The organism is Amycolatopsis sp. NPDC051061 (assembly GCF_040682935.1).
Classification (GTDB): domain Bacteria; phylum Actinomycetota; class Actinomycetes; order Mycobacteriales; family Pseudonocardiaceae; genus Amycolatopsis.
Map to the genome: position 1 here is coordinate 109,003 of NZ_JBFBBZ010000009.1, position 16,246 is coordinate 125,248.

Genomic DNA, 16,246 nt, shown 5'->3' on the forward strand with positions numbered 1-16,246 from the left:
CAACGGAGGCGCTTCGCGCCACTGAAAGGATCGCCGAGTGACCGCATCATCGTGGCTGCTGGTGGCCTTCCCTGCCCTCGGCGCCCTGATCCTGCTTCTGGCGGGCAAGCGCGCGAAGGCGTGGGGGCATCTGCTCGGCTGTGCCACCGTCACCCTGGCCTTCGTCTACGGCCTGATCCTGTTCTTCACCGCGGACACGAGCACCGCGACGGACACCAAGCTGTACTCGTGGATCCCGGCCGGCGCGCTGCAGATCGACTTCGGGCTGCGGATCGACGCGCTCTCGCTGACGTTCGTGCTGCTCATCACCGGCGTCGGCATGCTGATCCACTTCTACTCGATCGGCTACATGGCCGACGACGAGGGCCGGTACCGCTTCTTCGCGTACCTGAACCTCTTCGTCGCGTCGATGCTGATCCTGGTGCTGGGCAACAGCTTCGTGACGCTGTACCTCGGCTGGGAAGGTGTGGGCCTCGCGTCCTACCTGCTCATCGGCTGGTACCAGGGCCGCCCGTCCGCCGCGACCGCGGCGAAGAAGGCGTTCCTGATGAACCGCGTCGGCGACGTCGGGCTCGCGCTGGCGATCTTCATCATGTTCAAGTACGCGGGTTCCACCGGCTATGCGCAGGTCTTCCAAGCGGTCGGCGACGGCAAGTTCTCGCCGGGCGCGATCACCGCGATGGCGATCCTGCTCCTGCTGGGCGCCTGCGGTAAGTCCGGCCAGTTCCCGCTGCAGGCCTGGCTCCCGGACGCGATGGAGGGCCCGACCCCGGTGTCGGCCCTCATCCACGCGGCGACGATGGTGACGGCGGGCGTCTACCTGGTGGCCCGCTCGAAGGACATCTTCAACGCCACCGAGGACGGCCGGCTGATCGTCACGCTGGTCGGCACGGTGACGCTCCTCTTGGGGTGCATCATCGGCTGCGCGTACGACGACATCAAGAAGGTCCTCGCGTACTCGACGGTCAGCCAGATCGGCTACATGATGCTGGCGGTCGGGCTCGGGCCCATCGCGTACGCGCTGGGCATCATGCACCTGGTCGCGCACGGCTTCTTCAAGGCCGGGCTCTTCCTCGGGGCCGGATCGGTCATGCACGGCATGAACGACGAGGTCGACATGCGGAAGTTCGGCGGCCTGCGCAAGAAGATGCCGATCACCTTCATCACGTTCGGCCTCGGGTACCTGGCCCTGATCGGCATCCCGCCGCTGTCGGGCTTCTTCACCAAGGACGCGATCATCGAAGCAGCGTTCGGCCAGGGCGGCTGGCGCGGCTGGGTGATGGGCGGCGCCGCGCTGCTGGGTGCCGGGCTCACCGCGTTCTACATGACGCGCCTGATGGTGATGACGTTCTTCGGCAAGGAGCGCTGGAAGGACATCAAGTCCAGCGATGGCCGGGACTTCCACCCGCACGAGTCCAAGGCGATCATGTGGATCCCGATGGCGGTGCTGGCGGTCGGCTCGGTCGGCGCCGGTGCGTTCTTCGCCCTGGGTGACCGCTTCGCCGAGTGGCTGACTCCCTCGGTCGGCGAACTGGAGGAAGCCCACCACGCGCCGTTCGACGCCTGGGTGATCTCCGTCGCCGCGATCGTGTTCTCCGTGCTGGGCGTGCTGATCGCGTACCTGATCTTCCGGCGTGACGTCCCGGTCGAGCAGCCGCAGCGGGTCTCGTTCGTCACCCGCGCGGCCCGCAAGGACCTCTACGGCAACGCCCTCAACGAGACGCTGGTCGCCCGCCCGGGCACCTGGCTTTCGCGGGCGCTGGTGTTCGTCGACAACCGCGGCGTCGACGGCGCGGTCAATGGCCTCGCCGCCTCTCTCGGCGGCGGCTCCGGCCGGCTGAGGCGGCTCCAGACCGGGTTCGTCCGGTCCTACGCGCTCTCGATGCTGGGCGGCGCGTTCCTGCTTCTGGCGGCTCTCCTGCTGGTGAGGTTCTCCTGATGACCTGGTTGCTCATCCTCATCCTGGTGCCGCTCGCCGGCTCCCTGGTGCTGGCGTTCCTCAAGGGGAACGACCGCGCCGCGGTGCTGGCCGCGCTGGGGTTCTCGATCCTCGAGTTCCTGCTCGTGATCCCGTTCTGGCTCAGCTACTCGCCTTCCGGCGCACGGCTGCAGCAGACGTCGAGCTTCGACTGGATCCCCAGCTTCGGCGTGCACATCTCGTTCGGCACCGACGGCATCTCGCTGATCATGATCGCGGTGATCGCGCTGCTGGTGCCGATCGTTGTCGGCGGCCTCGGCACGCTGGACAAGCTGCCGCCGGGCCGCAGCGCGGGCGGGTTCCTCTCGCTGATCCTGCTGCAGGAGGCGCTCACGATCGGCGTGTTCGCCGCGACCGACGTCTTCCTGTTCTACGTGCTGTTCGAGATCATGCTGATCCCGATGTACTTCCTGATCGGCGGCTACGGCGGCGCGAACCGGCAGTACGCGGCGGTGAAGTTCTTCCTCTACTCGTTCCTCGGCGGCCTGATCATGCTGGCGTCGGCGATCGGGGCGTACTCGCTCGCCGAAGACAAGATCGGGCACGGCACCTTCGACTGGGCGACGCTGGTGACGGTCGTCCGCGACGCGCCGCTGAGCACGCAGATCTGGCTGTTCCTCGGGTTCTTCCTGGCGTTCGCGATCAAGGCGCCGCTGGTGCCGTTCCACACCTGGCTGCCGGACGCGGCGGGGGAGGCGCCGATCGGCGTCGCCGTCCTGCTGGTCGGCGTGCTGGACAAGGTCGGCACGTTCGGGTTCCTGCGCTACTGCCTGCCGATGTTCCCGGACGCGAGCAGGACCCTCGCCCCGCTGGTCCTGGTGCTCTCGGTGATCGGTGTCCTTTACGGATCGATCCTCGCCGCGGGGCAGCGGGACATGAAGCGGTTCATCGCCTACGTCTCGATCGCCCACTTCGGCTTCATCTCGCTGGGCATCTTCGCCTTCAACGAGCAGGCGATGGTCGGCTCGGCGACGTACATGCTGAACCACAGCCTCGCGACCGGCATGCTGATCGTGGTGATCGGCCTGGTGATCGCGCGCGGCGGGTCGTCGAAGATCTCCGACTACGGCGGTATGGCCAAGGTGACGCCGTTGCTGGCGGGCCTGTTCCTGCTCGCCGGTCTGTCCACGCTTTCCCTGCCGGGCACCAACTCGTTCGTCTCCGAGTTCCTGGTGCTCATCGGGGCCTTTGTGGACCAGCCGGTGTACACGATCCTCGCCACGGTGGGCATGGTCCTGGCCGCGGCGTACGTTCTGTGGCTCTACCAGCGCGTCATGCAGGGGCCCCTCCGCGGTGACGCTGTGTTGTCGCCGGCCCCGACGGGGCCTCCCACCCCGACCAGCGTGGAGTCGGGTGGCGCTGTAGCCACGGCAATGGCGCCGGAGCTGGGTGCGAAGAAGGCCATCCGCGACCTGAGCGGCCGTGAGATCGCGATCCTGGCGCCGCTGGTCGTGCTGGTCCTCTTCCTCGGCTTCTACCCGAAGCCGGTGCTCGACACAGTCACCCCGACGGTGCAGCAGACGCTGTCCGCGGTCCAGGGAGGCAAGTAACCGTGCTCGACATCCTCCTGACCCAGGCGCCGGAGCCGCCGATCACGACGCCGTCGGTGGACTACCCGGCGGTCCTGCCGATGCTGATCGTCTTCGGGGCGGCGTGCGTCAGCGTGCTGGTCGAGGCGTTCGCGTCGAAGCGCGCACGCTTCGGCGTGCAGGTCGGGCTGAGCCTGGCGGCGATCGTCGCGGCCGGCGTCAGCCTGTTCCTCTACGCCACGGGCGACGCGCCCGCGGGCGGCGTGAAGACGTTCAGCGGCGCGATCTCGATCGACAAGCCGGCGCTGTTCCTCTGGGGCACGCTGCTGGCCCTGGCCGTCGGCGCGGTGCTGCTGATCTCCGACCGCGTGGTCGAGCCGGGCGGCGCGCTGGTCGCGCAGGCCGGCATCCGGCCGGGCACGGTCCAGGACCGCGCCCAGACGGCGACGGTCATGCAGACCGAGGTGTTCCCGCTGACGCTGTTCGCGCTCGGCGGCATGATGGCGTTCTGCGCGTCGAACGACCTGCTGACGATGTTCATCGCGCTGGAAGTGCTGTCGCTGCCGCTGTACCTGATGTGCGGCCTGGCTCGCCGACGCCGGCTGCTGTCGCAGGAGGCGGCGGTCAAGTACTTCCTGCTCGGCGCGTTCTCCTCGGCGTTCTTCCTGTACGGGCTCGCGCTGCTGTACGGCTACGCGAACTCCGTGAAGCTGGCGGACATCGCGGCCGCGGCGGCGGGTTCGGACCGGTCGGACACGCTGCTGTTCGCCGGCCTCGGCCTGCTGGTGGTCGGCCTGCTGTTCAAGGGTTCGGTCGGCCCGTTCCACACGTGGACCCCGGACGTGTACCAAGGAGCGCCGACACCGGTGACGGCGTTCATGGCGGCGTGCACGAAGGTCGCGGCGTTCGGCGGGATCCTGCGGGTGCTGTCGGTGGCGTTCGGCTCGACGAGCTGGGAGTGGCGCGGCGTCCTCTGGGGCGTCGCGATCATCTCGATGGTGATCGGCGCGGTGCTGGGCCTGACCCAGACGGACGTCAAGCGCATGATCGCGTACTCGTCGATCGCCCACGCCGGGTTCCTGCTGGTCGGCGCGATCGCGATCACGAAGAACGGCCTGTCGAGCACGCTGTTCTACCTGCTGGCGTACGGCTTCACGACGCTGGCGGCGTTCGGCGTGATCAGCCTGGTGCGCGATTCCTCGGGCGAGGCGACGCACCTCTCGGCGTGGGCCGGGCTGGCGAAGCGCTCCCCGCTGGTGGCCGGCATCTTCACGTTCTTGCTGCTGGCGCTGGCGGGAATCCCGTTGACGTCCGGGTTCATCGGCAAGTTCGTGGTGTTCTCGGCGGCGCTGTCCGACGGAATGGCGCCGTTGGTCGTCGTGGCGCTGGTCTTCAGCGCGGTGGCGGCGTTCTTCTACCTGCGGGTGATCGTGTTGATGTACTTCTCCGAACCGGCGGCGGACGGCCCCTCGGTCTCGGTCCCGGGCTTCGGCACGGGAACGGCGATCTTTTTGGGCACGGCGGTGACGCTGATCCTCGGCCTGGTCCCGGCATTCGCGCTGGGCTGGGCCGGCGCGGGCGGTTTCGCTTCCTGAGTTTTGCTTTTCCGGGCCGCCACTCTCTCTTCATCAGGGAGTGGCGGCCTTTAGTTTGTGGCTCAGTTGTGTCGCCTCGCCGGGCAGGACGCTGATGTAGCCGCCGGCGAGCGCGATCCCGACGCGTCCGGCATCGAGGTCGAGGTAGTTGACGGTGGCGTTTCCGGCATAGAGCTGCCCGACGCCGAAGTGGGGTTGCTGGAAGAGGGCGTCGAGTTCTTGCGCTTCCCGGCTGCGGGCCGGAGCGTCGTCGAAGATGTCGCTTTCTTCGTGTGGTTTGAAGTCTTCCTGGGGGAGCGAGAAGGGCTTGATGGCCGCGGGTTGGTAAGGCGGCAGGAGTCTCACCAGGGCGTCGGCGGGGTGGGTGTCGGGGGAGACGTCTTTGAGCTCGACGGTCTCGCCTCGGCAGACAACGCTGACGGCGGTTCTGCTCTGTGCGGCGACGAGGATGCCGATCTGTTCTTCGGTGTCGCGGGCGTAGGCGAAGAACTCTTGTTGCGGGTTGTCGATGAGGTGCAGGACGTCCTCGAACTCCGGCGTGAAGCCGTCGCCTTGGGTGAAGCCGTAGTGGCTGAGTTCTTCGAAGGCTTCGCGGTTCGCTGCCTTTTTTGTTGACGGCGGAATGTACCTGAGTCCCTTGGCGAGGACGGGATGCGGATCGCCGCAGCCGACGTTGCGCAGGGCGGTGAGCAGGGTGTTCAGGGTGAATTCGGCGTTGAGCATCGGCTACTTCTTGGACCGGTTCTCGCCGATGACCGGCGGCATCGGCTTTTCGATGAAGCCGCCGAAGGTTTCGTCCGGATCGGGGTTGCGGAGGTAGGGAGCGGATTTCTTTTCTTTGTCTTCTTCTTTGGCGCCGCGCCCACCGGCGGGGGCGCCCATGGGCATACCGTTGGCGCCCCGGGAGCCGGGGGCGCCTCGGGCTGCTGTTCCGCCGAGTCGTTCTTCGGGGATCCTGGCGCCGGTGCTGGCTCCTGGGTTTCGCATGCCTGTGCCCGGCCCTGTCCCTGTTCCTGCGCCGGTCCCTGTTCCTGTTCCTGCGCCCGGCCGGTAGCCGGTGCCGGTTCCTGTACCCGTGTTCGTTCCGCTTCCGTACCCGCCGGTGCCGGGCCCGAACCCGCTAGTCGGGTAGCCGCCGGCGCCGGGGCCGAAGGTGTTGTTACCACCGAAGTTGCTGCCGGGCGGCCCGGTGGGCCCGAACTGATACCCACCCTGAGCGGCGGGAGGCGTGACGGGCTGGGGGACGTAGCTGTTGGCGTGGGTGGTGTCTGTGTTGCTGGTGGCGGGCTGCTGAACCTGGTTCTGGAACTGATTTTGGTTTTGGTTTTGGTTTTGAACCTGGTTTTGGTTCGTGACGTGGTTCTGGACTTGGTTTTGCTCGGTCTGCCGGTTCTGCTGCGCGGGCACTTGCGGCTGCCGCGGGTTCCGAGCCCATTCGCCAGTATCGGTAGGACCGGCCGTGCGATCGGCGCGATCGGTCATGCCAATGGGAGCACCGGAGTCAGCGAGCTGCGCGTACTGGGCGGGCATCTGCCCACCATTGGTGCCACTGGCGGAGTGATAGGCACTGAAGGCATCGATGTTGGCCTGACTATCGGCTTGCCAGCCGGAAACCTTGGTGTTGTAGGTCCCGAAGCCTTCGCCGTTGAGGACGTGAAGAACGTCGTCAGAGGTGATCTCGGGAGGCTGAGGAGCAACAGGCTTGACGGAGTTCTTGGCGGTCCCAAAGGCATCCATCTGGGCACCAACAGCAGCCTGAGCAGTCTTGAGATGAACAGCATCATCACCGGCGGCTTGGACGAGGGGAAGGGTGGCATCGGCGGCAGCCTGCCCGGCACCGCCCTGCCAGCCGGACATGGTCTTGGCGCGGAGAGAGCTGATCCGCTGAGCCCGCTCAACCATCCGGTTCGTTAGATGGCCGGCGTCACGTTCGGCGTTGGACAGCGACTGTGATCCTTCACCGCCGGTAACCTGCTCGTAGATCTGAGCAGCGGTAAGTGGTCCTTCGGTAACCATCGATTCACCTGGCCCGGAGATTGTTCAGCACGGTTGCCGCTACTTCGTGGGCTGCCGCGCAGGGATCTTTTTTGCCGACATTGCCCTCGGAGAGGGCTACCGACACGTCGACGACGTCTTCGTCGCTGGTCCCCATGGCGATCGCGCAGGTGCCCGCGGCCCGCAGATCAGCCTGGCCATATGCCACGGTCGGGTAGCCATCGATCGGTTCCATGGGGACGAACAACGGAAATTTTGTATCTTTCTGCTGGTAGATCGAAGTAAGGCCGCGTCGATTTTTAGTGGCGTAGATGACCGAGACGGCAGCCTGCGTAACCGAAACCGGATGCCAGAAGCAGCTGGGGCCGGCGACGTCTGTGGGGTCTTCCTTCGGCGCCACGTCCGGACCGAGGAGTTCGGCGATCTGCGCATCTGTAAGCGTCGTACAAGGCTTCTGCTGGAACTTCGCAGTGTCGATCGGGGATGCGACCTCGGGCACTCCGGTACCGGGCAATTGCGAGTTCTGGTCGCTGGATGGGGATGCGCTCGAGTCGGTGGAAGAGGGCGAAGCTGTGCCGGTTTCAGTCGTGGTGCACGCAGTCGCCAGCAGCATGGTCGCGCCTAGTCCGAGCAGCAGGGCGCGTTTCACAGACTGCCTCCGGTCTGGTTGATCTCCGTCGAGTGCGTCTCCTCGGCGGTAGCGTATTTGCCCAGAGCTGCCTGAATTTTCGCAGCCATGGCCCGGCAGTAGACCGCGCGCTCATAGAGTGTGGACGTGAGTGCTGAGCCGGACTGGCGAATCAATTCGGCATTGCCGCCACTGGCGTAGTCAAGACCAGGTCCCTCGGTGGTGGCGATGACCCGTGCTCTGCTCAGGTCGTCTTGAAACTCGTTCGCCAAGTCATTCCACTCGTGCATCAACTCACGAAGCGTCGCCTCGTCGTACTGGAACCCCGAGCCACCCGAGCTCGCCTCATGCCCCCCATAAGACCCCGCCCGCGGCGTTATCGGCCTCAGCGGTGCTCGCCGTGTGCCGTTCGGGTCGTATGCCGGACCCTCAATCATCACTCAACCCCGTCGTCATCAGCTCTCCCCTAGCTTGCAGTGTGCTCCGCCCCGGGCACCCTGCGTATCCGACGGCCAGCAGACTACCAGGGTTCCCACACCCCAAAAGCCGGGAAAACGAGGGCCGCGGCCCCCTCGGCCGCGGCCCTCCCCGCCTCTACGGCGTCGGTTCGCAGGATGTGTTGCCCAGCGCCACCTGTCCCGTGATTTCCGACGCCGGGAGGAAGTCGATCCGCAGCATCGTCAAGCCGACGCTGCCGTCGCCCGGGAGGTTCTGCGTGTTGAACACCGCGTTCGCCAGCACCGTTCCGTTCGACTTCTTGATCGGTTCCGTGTAACCGACCGGGACCGGGCTCGGCGGGTTCGGGATGCCTGACAGCCCGCCGTAGCTCCACGTCGCGTTCGTCTGTGTCTGGGTCGCCGTGCACTTCACCGTGAACGTCGACAGCTTGACGCGCGGGCCGCCCGCGCTCACCAGGGCCGACAGCTCGAAGTTCTTGCCCGTCGCCGTGGACGTCGTCGTGGTCGCGTCCGTGTTCGGGTCCGTCACCGCCGTCGTGCAGGACGACGTGCCGCCGCCGAAGGTGATGCCCGTCTTCGCCACCACCTGGGCCGTCGCGCTCGTCGGGCCGTCCAGCGAACAGAGGCCTTGGATCGGGACCTTGATCGTCGAGCCGGACTTCGTGAACTCGGCCGAGCCGATGTTCGCCACGCCCGGTTGCGGCGCGGCCTGCGCCGGCGCCGCGGCGAGACCCGCCACCAACAGGGCCACGGCGAGCCTCGCGATGGTGTTGCGCATGTCGCGTCCTCCTTGACGACCGGGGAGAGCGCCTGCTCTTCCTCGAGCTGAATATCCGCCCGCCGGAGACGTCCGTTGCGCCCGAAACCGTTGACCACTCCTTCGTGGATCTTGAACCACTCGTCGGATAGTCCGCCGGTATTCGGATGCGACTCTGTATCTGTCTGCCCATGCCGGCCTACCGCGTCCTCGTCCAGGGCAGGCCGGACAAACTCGCCGTCAGCTCGACCTGCTTGGACGACATCCGCACCAAGTGCCGCCGAGGTGTCATGTTCGTCACCGTTTCCGCAGGACAGCGGGTAAACGACCGCGCGGGGTAGCCACTACGCTCAAGGCCGTAACCCGACCGGTGCACGAGTAGAGCGGAGCCGACGTGTCTGTGCCTTCCCCAGCCCCCGGGGCGGGATCCCTCCCCGCTGCGCCGGGTGGCGCCCTCGAGGACCTGCGCGCGTCGGTCGGCCTGCAGATCGCCGACGAGACCCTGCTGCGCGCGATCGCGACCGGGCTGGCCGACGTCGAGAAGCTGCTTCGCGAGGTCGTCCGCAGTGACGTCCAGGCCGTCAACGACGCCGCGTTGCACCTGGTCGAGGCGGGGGGCAAACGCTTCCGTCCGCTGTTCACCCTGCTGTCGGCGCAGTTCGGGCCGAAGCAGGACGACCACGTCGTGATCGCCGCCGCCGCGGTCGAGCTGGTGCACCTCGCCACGCTCTACCACGACGACGTCATGGACGAGGCGGACATGCGCCGCGGCGCCGAGAGCGTCAACGCGCGCTGGGACAACACCATCGCCATCCTCACCGGCGACTTCCTCTTCGCCCACGCCTCGCGCCTGGTCGCCGACCTCGGCACCGACGCCGCGCGGATCATCGCCGAGACCTTCGGCGAGCTGGTCACCGGCCAGATGCGCGAGACCGTCGGCCCCGGGCCGGGTGACGACGCCGTCGCGCATTACCTCACCGTGATCGCGCAGAAGACCGGCTCGCTGATCGCCACCTCCGGCCGCTTCGGCGGCATGATGTCCGGCGCCGCCGAGGAGCACATCCAGGCGCTGCGCCGGTTCGGCGACATCATCGGCACCGCGTTCCAGATCTCCGACGACATCATCGACATCGCCTCGCCGTCCGACGAGCTCGGCAAGGCCCAGGGCACCGACCTGCGCGAGGGCGTCCGGACGCTGCCCATGCTGTACGCGCTGGCCGACCCGGACACGGACCCGCGGCTCATCGAGCTGCTTTCCGGCCCGATCGCCGACGACGCCGTCGTCCAGGAGGCCCTGGAGCTGCTGCGCGCGAGTAGTGGACTCGAACGAGCACGCGTCACCCTTTCCGACTACGCTCAGCGCGCGCGAGCCGAGCTTGCCGCGTTGCCCGCGTCACCCGCCCGGGACGCGTGCGAGTCGGTCGCCGACTACCTCGTCGCGCGCACGCACTAAACAGGGGCAGGAAAGAGATGTCCATTTTCGGACAGGTTTGGCTGTGGAGTCTCGCGGCGTTCTTCGTCGGGGTGCTGCTCACCTGGCTGGTGCTGGTGCTGCCGCTCCGCAAGAGCGTTCGCAAGCTGGAAAGTTCGCTGGCGCAGGCCCACGCCGACGCCGCGCGCACCCCCGCGAACGCCGCGGGGCTGGCCGCGCCGGGCACCGAGGTCTTCGCCCGGCCGGAACCGCGCCTCGAGCGGCGGCCCGAGCCGGCGCCGTCGCGGCAGGAGACGTCCTATCCGGGCACGCTGGTCGCCGCGCCGCCGATCCACCGCGGTGAAGTCCACGACGACATCGACCAGGACTTCGCCGAGCTGGACTCGCAGGTGCCGCCGGGGACGCACCCGGACCCCGACGACGCCTTCCGGCCGGAGCCGGAGTCCGAAGACGACGGTTCGTACCGCGCCTCGGAGACGCAGTTCCTGACGCCGGTCGCCGAGCCGGACGACGAGGATCCTTACCGCACGGCCGCGACCGAATACCTGACGCCGGAGGACGAGCCCGAGCCCGCCACGCCGGCGCTCTCGCGGCTCGAGCAGCAGCTCGACCCGGAACCCGCCGCCGGTTCGCTGTTCCAGCCCCCGGCGGAGAACGCGCCGGCGCCGGACTGGTTCGACCACGAACTGCCGTCCGAGCGGTCGGCGTTCGAGGAGCCGATGCAGCGCACGCGCTACCTGAATTCGGTCGGCGAACAGTCCGAAGAGGCCGATGAGGCCGAGCCGGAAGAGGCGCCGCAGTACGCGTTCGGCGGCGACGACTCCGGAGCGAACGGCGAGCTGGACGTGCCGCCGGAGACCCCGGCCGAGGCGACGCAGGTGCTGCCGAAGCGGCAGCCGCGGGAAGCGCTGCGGGGCGGATTCGATGCGCCGCAGCCGATCCAGCCGTCGATGCGCACCGTCGAGCGACGCGAGACCGACCTGTCCGGTGCCCACAGCGGTTCGCTGTTCGAGCCGTCGGTGCAGCCGAACCAGGCCGCCCTCGCGGCGCCGGAGCCGCCGCCCGCGCGGCAGGCGGCCGAGGACGCGGTCCCGCCCGGCCCGTTCGGCCCCGGCTCGGCGATGCCGCGGCCCGGTGGCGGCCGGCCGGGTGACGGGTTCGAGGTGAAGGCGAGCGTGACGGCGTTGCGGTACTGCACCGAAGAATCCGCGCAGTTCCCGAAGATGGTGGCCGAGGTGTGGTTCCGGACCGCCGAGGACGCCGAGCGGGTCGGGTTCCGGCCGCTCAGCTGATTTCCATGAAGGGCACCCGCATGGCTCTCAGGCCATGCGGGTGCCCTTCATGGCGTTTCAGGCCGCCTGGAACAGGACCATGGCCGCGCCGCCGGGATCGGTGACCACCACCAGGGAGCCGACCGGAAGATCCGTGCGCTCCCGCACGACCTTTCCGCCCAGCTCCACGGCTTTCGCCGCCGCGGAGTCCACATCGGACACCGGCGCGTAGGGCAGCCACTGCGGCGCGCGGTCGTCGTCCGGCGCCAGTTCGGTCAGGCCGCCCCACGGCGCGCCGTCGTCGGTCAGCAAGGCGCCGGACGTCTGCCAGCCGAGCAACTCGCCGAAGAACCGCTTGGTGCCGTCCACATCGGCCGTCCGGACGTCGAAGAACACGAAAGGTCGCATGACCCAAAACTTAGGACAGGTGTCCTAGCTCTGGCAACCCCCGAAACGCCGAAGGCCGCCACGCGCTTACCGTGGCGGCCCTCGGAGAAGCGAAAACTACGCGACCGTCCAGGTGTCCTTGCCGCGCAGCAGCCCCTGCAGGTCGGGCGTGCGGGCCGCGCGGGCCTGCTCGACCTGGGCGCGGGCGCCGTCGTCGTACGTCGGGCGCTCGACCTGGCGGAGGATGCCCGTCGGGACGTGGTTCAGGCTCTGGTCGCCGAGACGGGACAGCGCGAACGCGTACGACGTGTCGTGGATCGACGGGTCGTGCACCACGACGTTGTCCTCGCCGATGTCGGCGACCTTGGCGACGTCGAGGCCGCCCCACTCGCCGCGCTTGACGCCGAACTCCTGGTTGGGGCCGAAGCGGATCGGCTCGCCGGCGCGCAGCGGGATCAGCCGGGCGGCGGCCTCGTCGGCGTCCTTGAGGACGTCGAACGCGCCGTCGTTGAAGATCGGGCAGTTCTGGTAGATCTCCACCAGCGCCGACCCGCGGTGCTCCGCCGCGGCCTGCAGGACCTCGGTGAGGCCCTTGCGGTCGGAGTCCATGGCCCGGCCCACGAAGGACGCCTCGGCGCCGATCGCCAGCGAGAGCGGGTTGAACGGGGTGTCCACCGAACCCATCGGCGTCGACTTCGTGACCATGCCCTGGCCCGACGTCGGGGAGTACTGGCCCTTGGTCAGGCCGTAGATCCGGTTGTTGAACAGCAGGATCTTGATGTTCACGTTGCGGCGCAGCGCGTGGATCAGGTGGTTGCCGCCGATGGACAGCGCGTCGCCGTCACCGGTGACGACCCACACCGACAGATCCGGCCGCGTGGTGGCCAGGCCGGTCGCGATCGACGGCGCGCGGCCGTGGATCGAGTGCATGCCGTAGGTGTTGAGGTAGTACGGGAAGCGCGACGAGCAGCCGATGCCCGAGATGAACACGATGTTCTCGCGCTTGAGGCCGAGCGTCGGCAGGAACGACTGCATCGTGTTCAGCACGATGTAGTCGCCGCAGCCGGGGCACCAGCGGACTTCCTGGTCGGACTTGTAGTCCTTGGCCTTCTGCGGCTCCTCGGTGGTGGGCACAAGGTCCAGGCCACCGATGGTGGGAAGCCCGATGTCGATTGCGGTCATTGTTTCGCCGCCTCCGTAGCAACGCTGGTGATGATCTCCGCGAACAGGTTCTGCAGCTCTTCGGCCTTGAACGCCATCCCGGCGACCTTGGTGTGCGAGTGGACGTCCACCAGGTACTTCGCGCGCAGCAGCAGGGACAGCTGGCCGAGGTTCATCTCCGGCACCACGACCTTGTCGTAGCTGCGCATGATGTCGCCGAGGTTGGCCGGCAGCGGGTTGAGGTGACGCAGGTGGGCCTGCGCGATCGGCATCCCGAGCTTGCGCACCCGCCGGCACGCGGCACCGATCGGGCCGAACGACGAACCCCAGCCCAGCGCGAGCACGCGGGCCTTGCCGCCGCTCGGATCGTCGACCACGACGTCGGGGACGTCGATGCCGTCGATCTTCGCCTGCCGCAGCCGGACCATCTTGTCGTGGTTGTCCGGGTCGTAGGAGATGTGACCGGTCTTGTCGGCCTTCTCCAGCCCGCCGATGCGGTGCTGCAGCCCCGGCGTGCCTGGGACGGCCCAGGCGCGGGCGAGCGTCTCGGGGTCGCGCACGTAGGGCCAGAACTCGCCGGAGTCGTTGTCGGCGTTCGGCTCGGACGCGAACTCGACGCCCAGGTCGGGCAGTGTCTCGACGTCCGGGATCAGCCACGGCTCGGAGCCGTTGGCGATCGCGCCGTCCGAGAGCAGCAGCACCGGGGTGCGGTACTTCAGCGCGATCCGGGTGGCCTCGACGGCCGCGTCGAAGCAGTCCGCCGGCGACAGCGGCGCGACGATCGGGACCGGCGACTCGCCGTTGCGGCCGAACATCGCCTGCAGCAGGTCGGCCTGCTCGGTCTTGGTCGGCAGGCCGGTGGACGGACCGCCGCGCTGGACGTCGATGACGACCAGCGGCAGCTCGACCATCACGCCGAGGCCGACGGCTTCGGACTTCAGCGCGACACCCGGGCCGGACGTCGAGGTGACGCCGAGCGCGCCGCCGTAGGACGCGCCCAGCGCGGCGCCGATACCGGCGATCTCGTCCTCGGCCTGGAAGGTGATGATGCCGAAGTTCTTGTGCTTGGACAGCTCGTGGAGGATGTCCGACGCCGGCGTGATCGGGTAGGTGCCGAGCAGGATCTGCAGGCCGGAGCGCTGCCCGGCGGCCACGATGCCGTACGCCAGCGCGGTGTTGCCGGTGATCTGGCGGTAGGTGCCCTGGGCCAGCTTCGCCGGCGCGACCTGGAACGTCGTCGCGAACGACTCGGTGGTCTCGCCGTAGTTCCACCCCGCGCGGAAGGCCAGGATGTTGGCCTCGGCGATGTCCGGCTTCTTGGCGAACTTCTCGCGCAGGAACCGCTCGGTGCCGTCGGTGGGCCGGTGGTACATCCACGACAGCAGGCCGAGGGCGAACATGTTCTTGCAGCGCTCGGCGTCCTTCTTGCCGAGCCCGGTGTCGGCGAGCGCGCCCTGGGTCAGCGTCGACATGGCGACCCGGTGCACCTGGTACGCCTCGAGCGTGTCGTCCTCGAGCGGGTCGGCGGCGTAGCCGACCTTGGTGAGGTTGCGCTTGATGAAGTCGTCGGTGTTGAGGATGATCGTCCCGCCGTGCGGGACGTCGGCGAGGTTGGCCTTGAGGGCGGCCGGGTTCATCGCCACCAGCACGTCCGGGCGGTCGCCGGGGGTGAGGATGTCGTAGTCGGCGAAGTGCACCTGGAAGCTCGAGACGCCGGGAATGGTGCCCTGCGGCGCGCGGATCTCGGCGGGGAAGTTCGGCATCGTCGACAGGTCGTTGCCGAACGCGGCGGCCTCGGACGTGAACCGGTCGCCGGTCAGCTGCATGCCGTCACCCGAGTCGCCCGCGAACCGGATCACGACCCGGTCCAGCTTGCTGATCTCGGTCGGCCTGGTTGCGGCGAGTGAGCCGTGACCAGCGCCGTTGCCGTTCGCACTCGTGCTCATGGGTCAGGGATTCCCTCTCTCCCGACGTTGTGGCCATCGGTCACCTGCCCGGTGTCGTGACAGGCTGATCACCAGGCCCTACCACGAGGTTAGCTCGCGCTCGAGCACGATGTTCCTAGACTCCCGGGGTCCGGAACGACCTCATTGCTGCGCTATCGGTTCTTCTGTGCTGGTCCGACAATTACGTGTTACCGATGGTAACGGTAAAACCCCTGTCTTCGCTGTGACTCGAGTCTCGCGTAGGGGCGTCCACTTGATGGGATCAGGAGTGGGACCGAATTCGGGCTCGCATGGCCTCGAGCCGCTCGGCGAACTCCGGCGAGGCCAGCGACGCGAGCTGCGGCTGGATCTCGACGTCGACGGCGTCGGCGTGCGCGGCGAGTGACGCGGTCGTCCGGAGGCTGCGCTTGGTGGCGATGAGAGCCTCGCGCGGCGCGGCGACCGCGGGCGCGGCCAGTTCCCGGGCCGCGGCGATGAGGTCACCTTCGACCACTTCGAGGGCCAGCCCGGCGCGCACGGCGGCTTCGGCGCCGAGCGGCTGCCCGAACAACGTCATCGCGGCGGCCTGCTGCGGGCCGGCCAGCCGCTGCGTCATCCACGTCATGCCGCCGCCGGGGTGCAGGCCGAGCTCGAGGAACCGGGCGACGAACTTCGCCCGCGGCCCGGCGAGCCGGACGTCGGCGGCGAGCGCCAGGTTCAGCCCCGCCCCGACGGCGGCGCCCCCGACCGCGGCGATGGTCGGCAGCGTGCACCGCGCGACGGCGAGGAAGCCCTCGTAGATGGCGCGCAAGCCGGCCTCGTCGGCGTTGCCGAGCGCGGTCAGGTCGGCGCCGGCGCAGAACGCGGGCGGCGTACCGGTGACGACGACGGCGTGGACGCTTTCATCCCGTTCCGCGGCTTCGACGGCGGCCACGAGCTGGGTGGAGAGGTCGAGGGTGAGCGCGTTGCGGCTGCCGGGCGCGTCGACGGTCAGCAGCGCGACGCCACCGGTGTGCTCGCTGACGATGCTGTCGGTCATCGGGTCAGGGTATTGGTGGCGGTGCGGGCGAGGGGACGGAACTGTCGGTGCCCGCCGATAAGCTGGAAACCGGGGGCCGGAGGCACGCCCG

General features: G+C 68.4%; 14 protein-coding genes. 5 read left to right on the forward strand and 9 right to left on the reverse strand.

What is annotated here, in order from left to right:
• Window positions 1–37: 37 nt before the first annotated feature.
• The 3 genes from nuoL to nuoN are packed head-to-tail and all read left to right on the forward strand — an operon-like array spanning window position 38 to window position 5,102.
• Complete coding sequence (gene nuoL / locus AB0N03_RS14600; protein WP_364370665.1) at window positions 38–1,939, forward strand: NADH-quinone oxidoreductase subunit L; 1,902 nt, start codon at window positions 38–40, stop codon at window positions 1,937–1,939.
• A complete protein-coding gene (locus tag AB0N03_RS14605) occupies window positions 1,939–3,528 on the forward strand; it encodes an NADH-quinone oxidoreductase subunit M (protein ID WP_364370668.1) in 1,590 nt (529 codons plus the stop codon). Before nuoL ends, AB0N03_RS14605 begins: the two co-directional genes overlap by 1 nt.
• A 2-nt stretch (window positions 3,529–3,530) precedes the next feature.
• On the forward strand, window positions 3,531–5,102 hold the full coding sequence (nuoN, locus tag AB0N03_RS14610) for an NADH-quinone oxidoreductase subunit NuoN (protein ID WP_364370671.1): 1,572 nt from the start codon (window positions 3,531–3,533) through the stop codon (window positions 5,100–5,102).
• A 33-nt stretch (window positions 5,103–5,135) separates the two neighbouring features.
• Here nuoN and AB0N03_RS14615 read toward each other — a convergent pair whose 3' ends face one another.
• The 5 genes from AB0N03_RS14615 to AB0N03_RS14635 all read right to left on the reverse strand — a co-directional run bounded on the left by AB0N03_RS14615 (window position 5,136) and on the right by AB0N03_RS14635 (window position 8,961).
• Window positions 5,136–5,825 carry an ESX secretion-associated protein EspG gene (locus AB0N03_RS14615; RefSeq protein ID WP_364370674.1) on the reverse strand — a complete coding sequence of 230 codons (690 nt, stop codon included), beginning with the start codon at window positions 5,823–5,825 and terminating at the stop codon, window positions 5,136–5,138.
• A 3-nt stretch (window positions 5,826–5,828) separates the two neighbouring features.
• Complete coding sequence (locus AB0N03_RS14620) at window positions 5,829–7,118, reverse strand: PPE domain-containing protein (RefSeq protein WP_364370677.1); 1,290 nt, start codon at window positions 7,116–7,118, stop codon at window positions 5,829–5,831.
• 4 nt (window positions 7,119–7,122) lie between these two features.
• Complete coding sequence (locus tag AB0N03_RS14625; RefSeq protein WP_364370680.1) at window positions 7,123–7,746, reverse strand: DUF3558 domain-containing protein; 624 nt, start codon at window positions 7,744–7,746, stop codon at window positions 7,123–7,125.
• A complete protein-coding gene (locus tag AB0N03_RS14630; protein WP_364370683.1) occupies window positions 7,743–8,018 on the reverse strand; it encodes a hypothetical protein in 276 nt (91 codons plus the stop codon). Before AB0N03_RS14630 ends, AB0N03_RS14625 begins: the two co-directional genes overlap by 4 nt.
• A gap of 301 nt (window positions 8,019–8,319) precedes the next feature.
• Complete coding sequence (locus tag AB0N03_RS14635) at window positions 8,320–8,961, reverse strand: hypothetical protein (RefSeq protein WP_364370686.1); 642 nt, start codon at window positions 8,959–8,961, stop codon at window positions 8,320–8,322.
• Window positions 8,962–9,340: 379 nt separating this feature from the next.
• On the opposite strand from AB0N03_RS14635, the gene AB0N03_RS14640 reads away from it, so the two are divergent.
• Both AB0N03_RS14640 and AB0N03_RS14645 read left to right on the forward strand, forming a co-directional pair.
• Window positions 9,341–10,393 (forward strand): polyprenyl synthetase family protein, encoded by a 1,053-nt coding sequence (locus tag AB0N03_RS14640; RefSeq protein ID WP_364371001.1) that lies wholly within the window; start codon window positions 9,341–9,343, stop codon window positions 10,391–10,393.
• Between the two features lie 17 nt (window positions 10,394–10,410).
• A complete protein-coding gene (locus tag AB0N03_RS14645) occupies window positions 10,411–11,664 on the forward strand; it encodes a hypothetical protein (RefSeq protein WP_364370689.1) in 1,254 nt (417 codons plus the stop codon).
• A 57-nt stretch (window positions 11,665–11,721) separates the two neighbouring features.
• Here AB0N03_RS14645 and AB0N03_RS14650 read toward each other — a convergent pair whose 3' ends face one another.
• From AB0N03_RS14650 to AB0N03_RS14665, 4 genes are all read right to left on the reverse strand, one after another.
• Window positions 11,722–12,051 (reverse strand): VOC family protein, encoded by a 330-nt coding sequence (locus AB0N03_RS14650; RefSeq protein WP_364370692.1) that lies wholly within the window; start codon window positions 12,049–12,051, stop codon window positions 11,722–11,724.
• Between the two features lie 96 nt (window positions 12,052–12,147).
• A complete protein-coding gene (locus AB0N03_RS14655) occupies window positions 12,148–13,212 on the reverse strand; it encodes a 2-oxoacid:ferredoxin oxidoreductase subunit beta (RefSeq protein WP_364370695.1) in 1,065 nt (354 codons plus the stop codon).
• Window positions 13,209–15,137 carry a 2-oxoacid:acceptor oxidoreductase subunit alpha gene (locus AB0N03_RS14660; RefSeq protein WP_364370698.1) on the reverse strand — a complete coding sequence of 643 codons (1,929 nt, stop codon included), beginning with the start codon at window positions 15,135–15,137 and terminating at the stop codon, window positions 13,209–13,211. The genes AB0N03_RS14655 and AB0N03_RS14660 overlap by 4 nt, the downstream gene beginning before the upstream one ends.
• Before the next feature lie 262 nt (window positions 15,138–15,399).
• The gene (locus AB0N03_RS14665) at window positions 15,400–16,155 is read right to left on the reverse strand and encodes an enoyl-CoA hydratase (protein WP_364370701.1); all 756 of its coding nucleotides are present in this window, start codon (window positions 16,153–16,155) and stop codon (window positions 15,400–15,402) included.
• Window positions 16,156–16,246 lie beyond the last annotated feature (91 nt).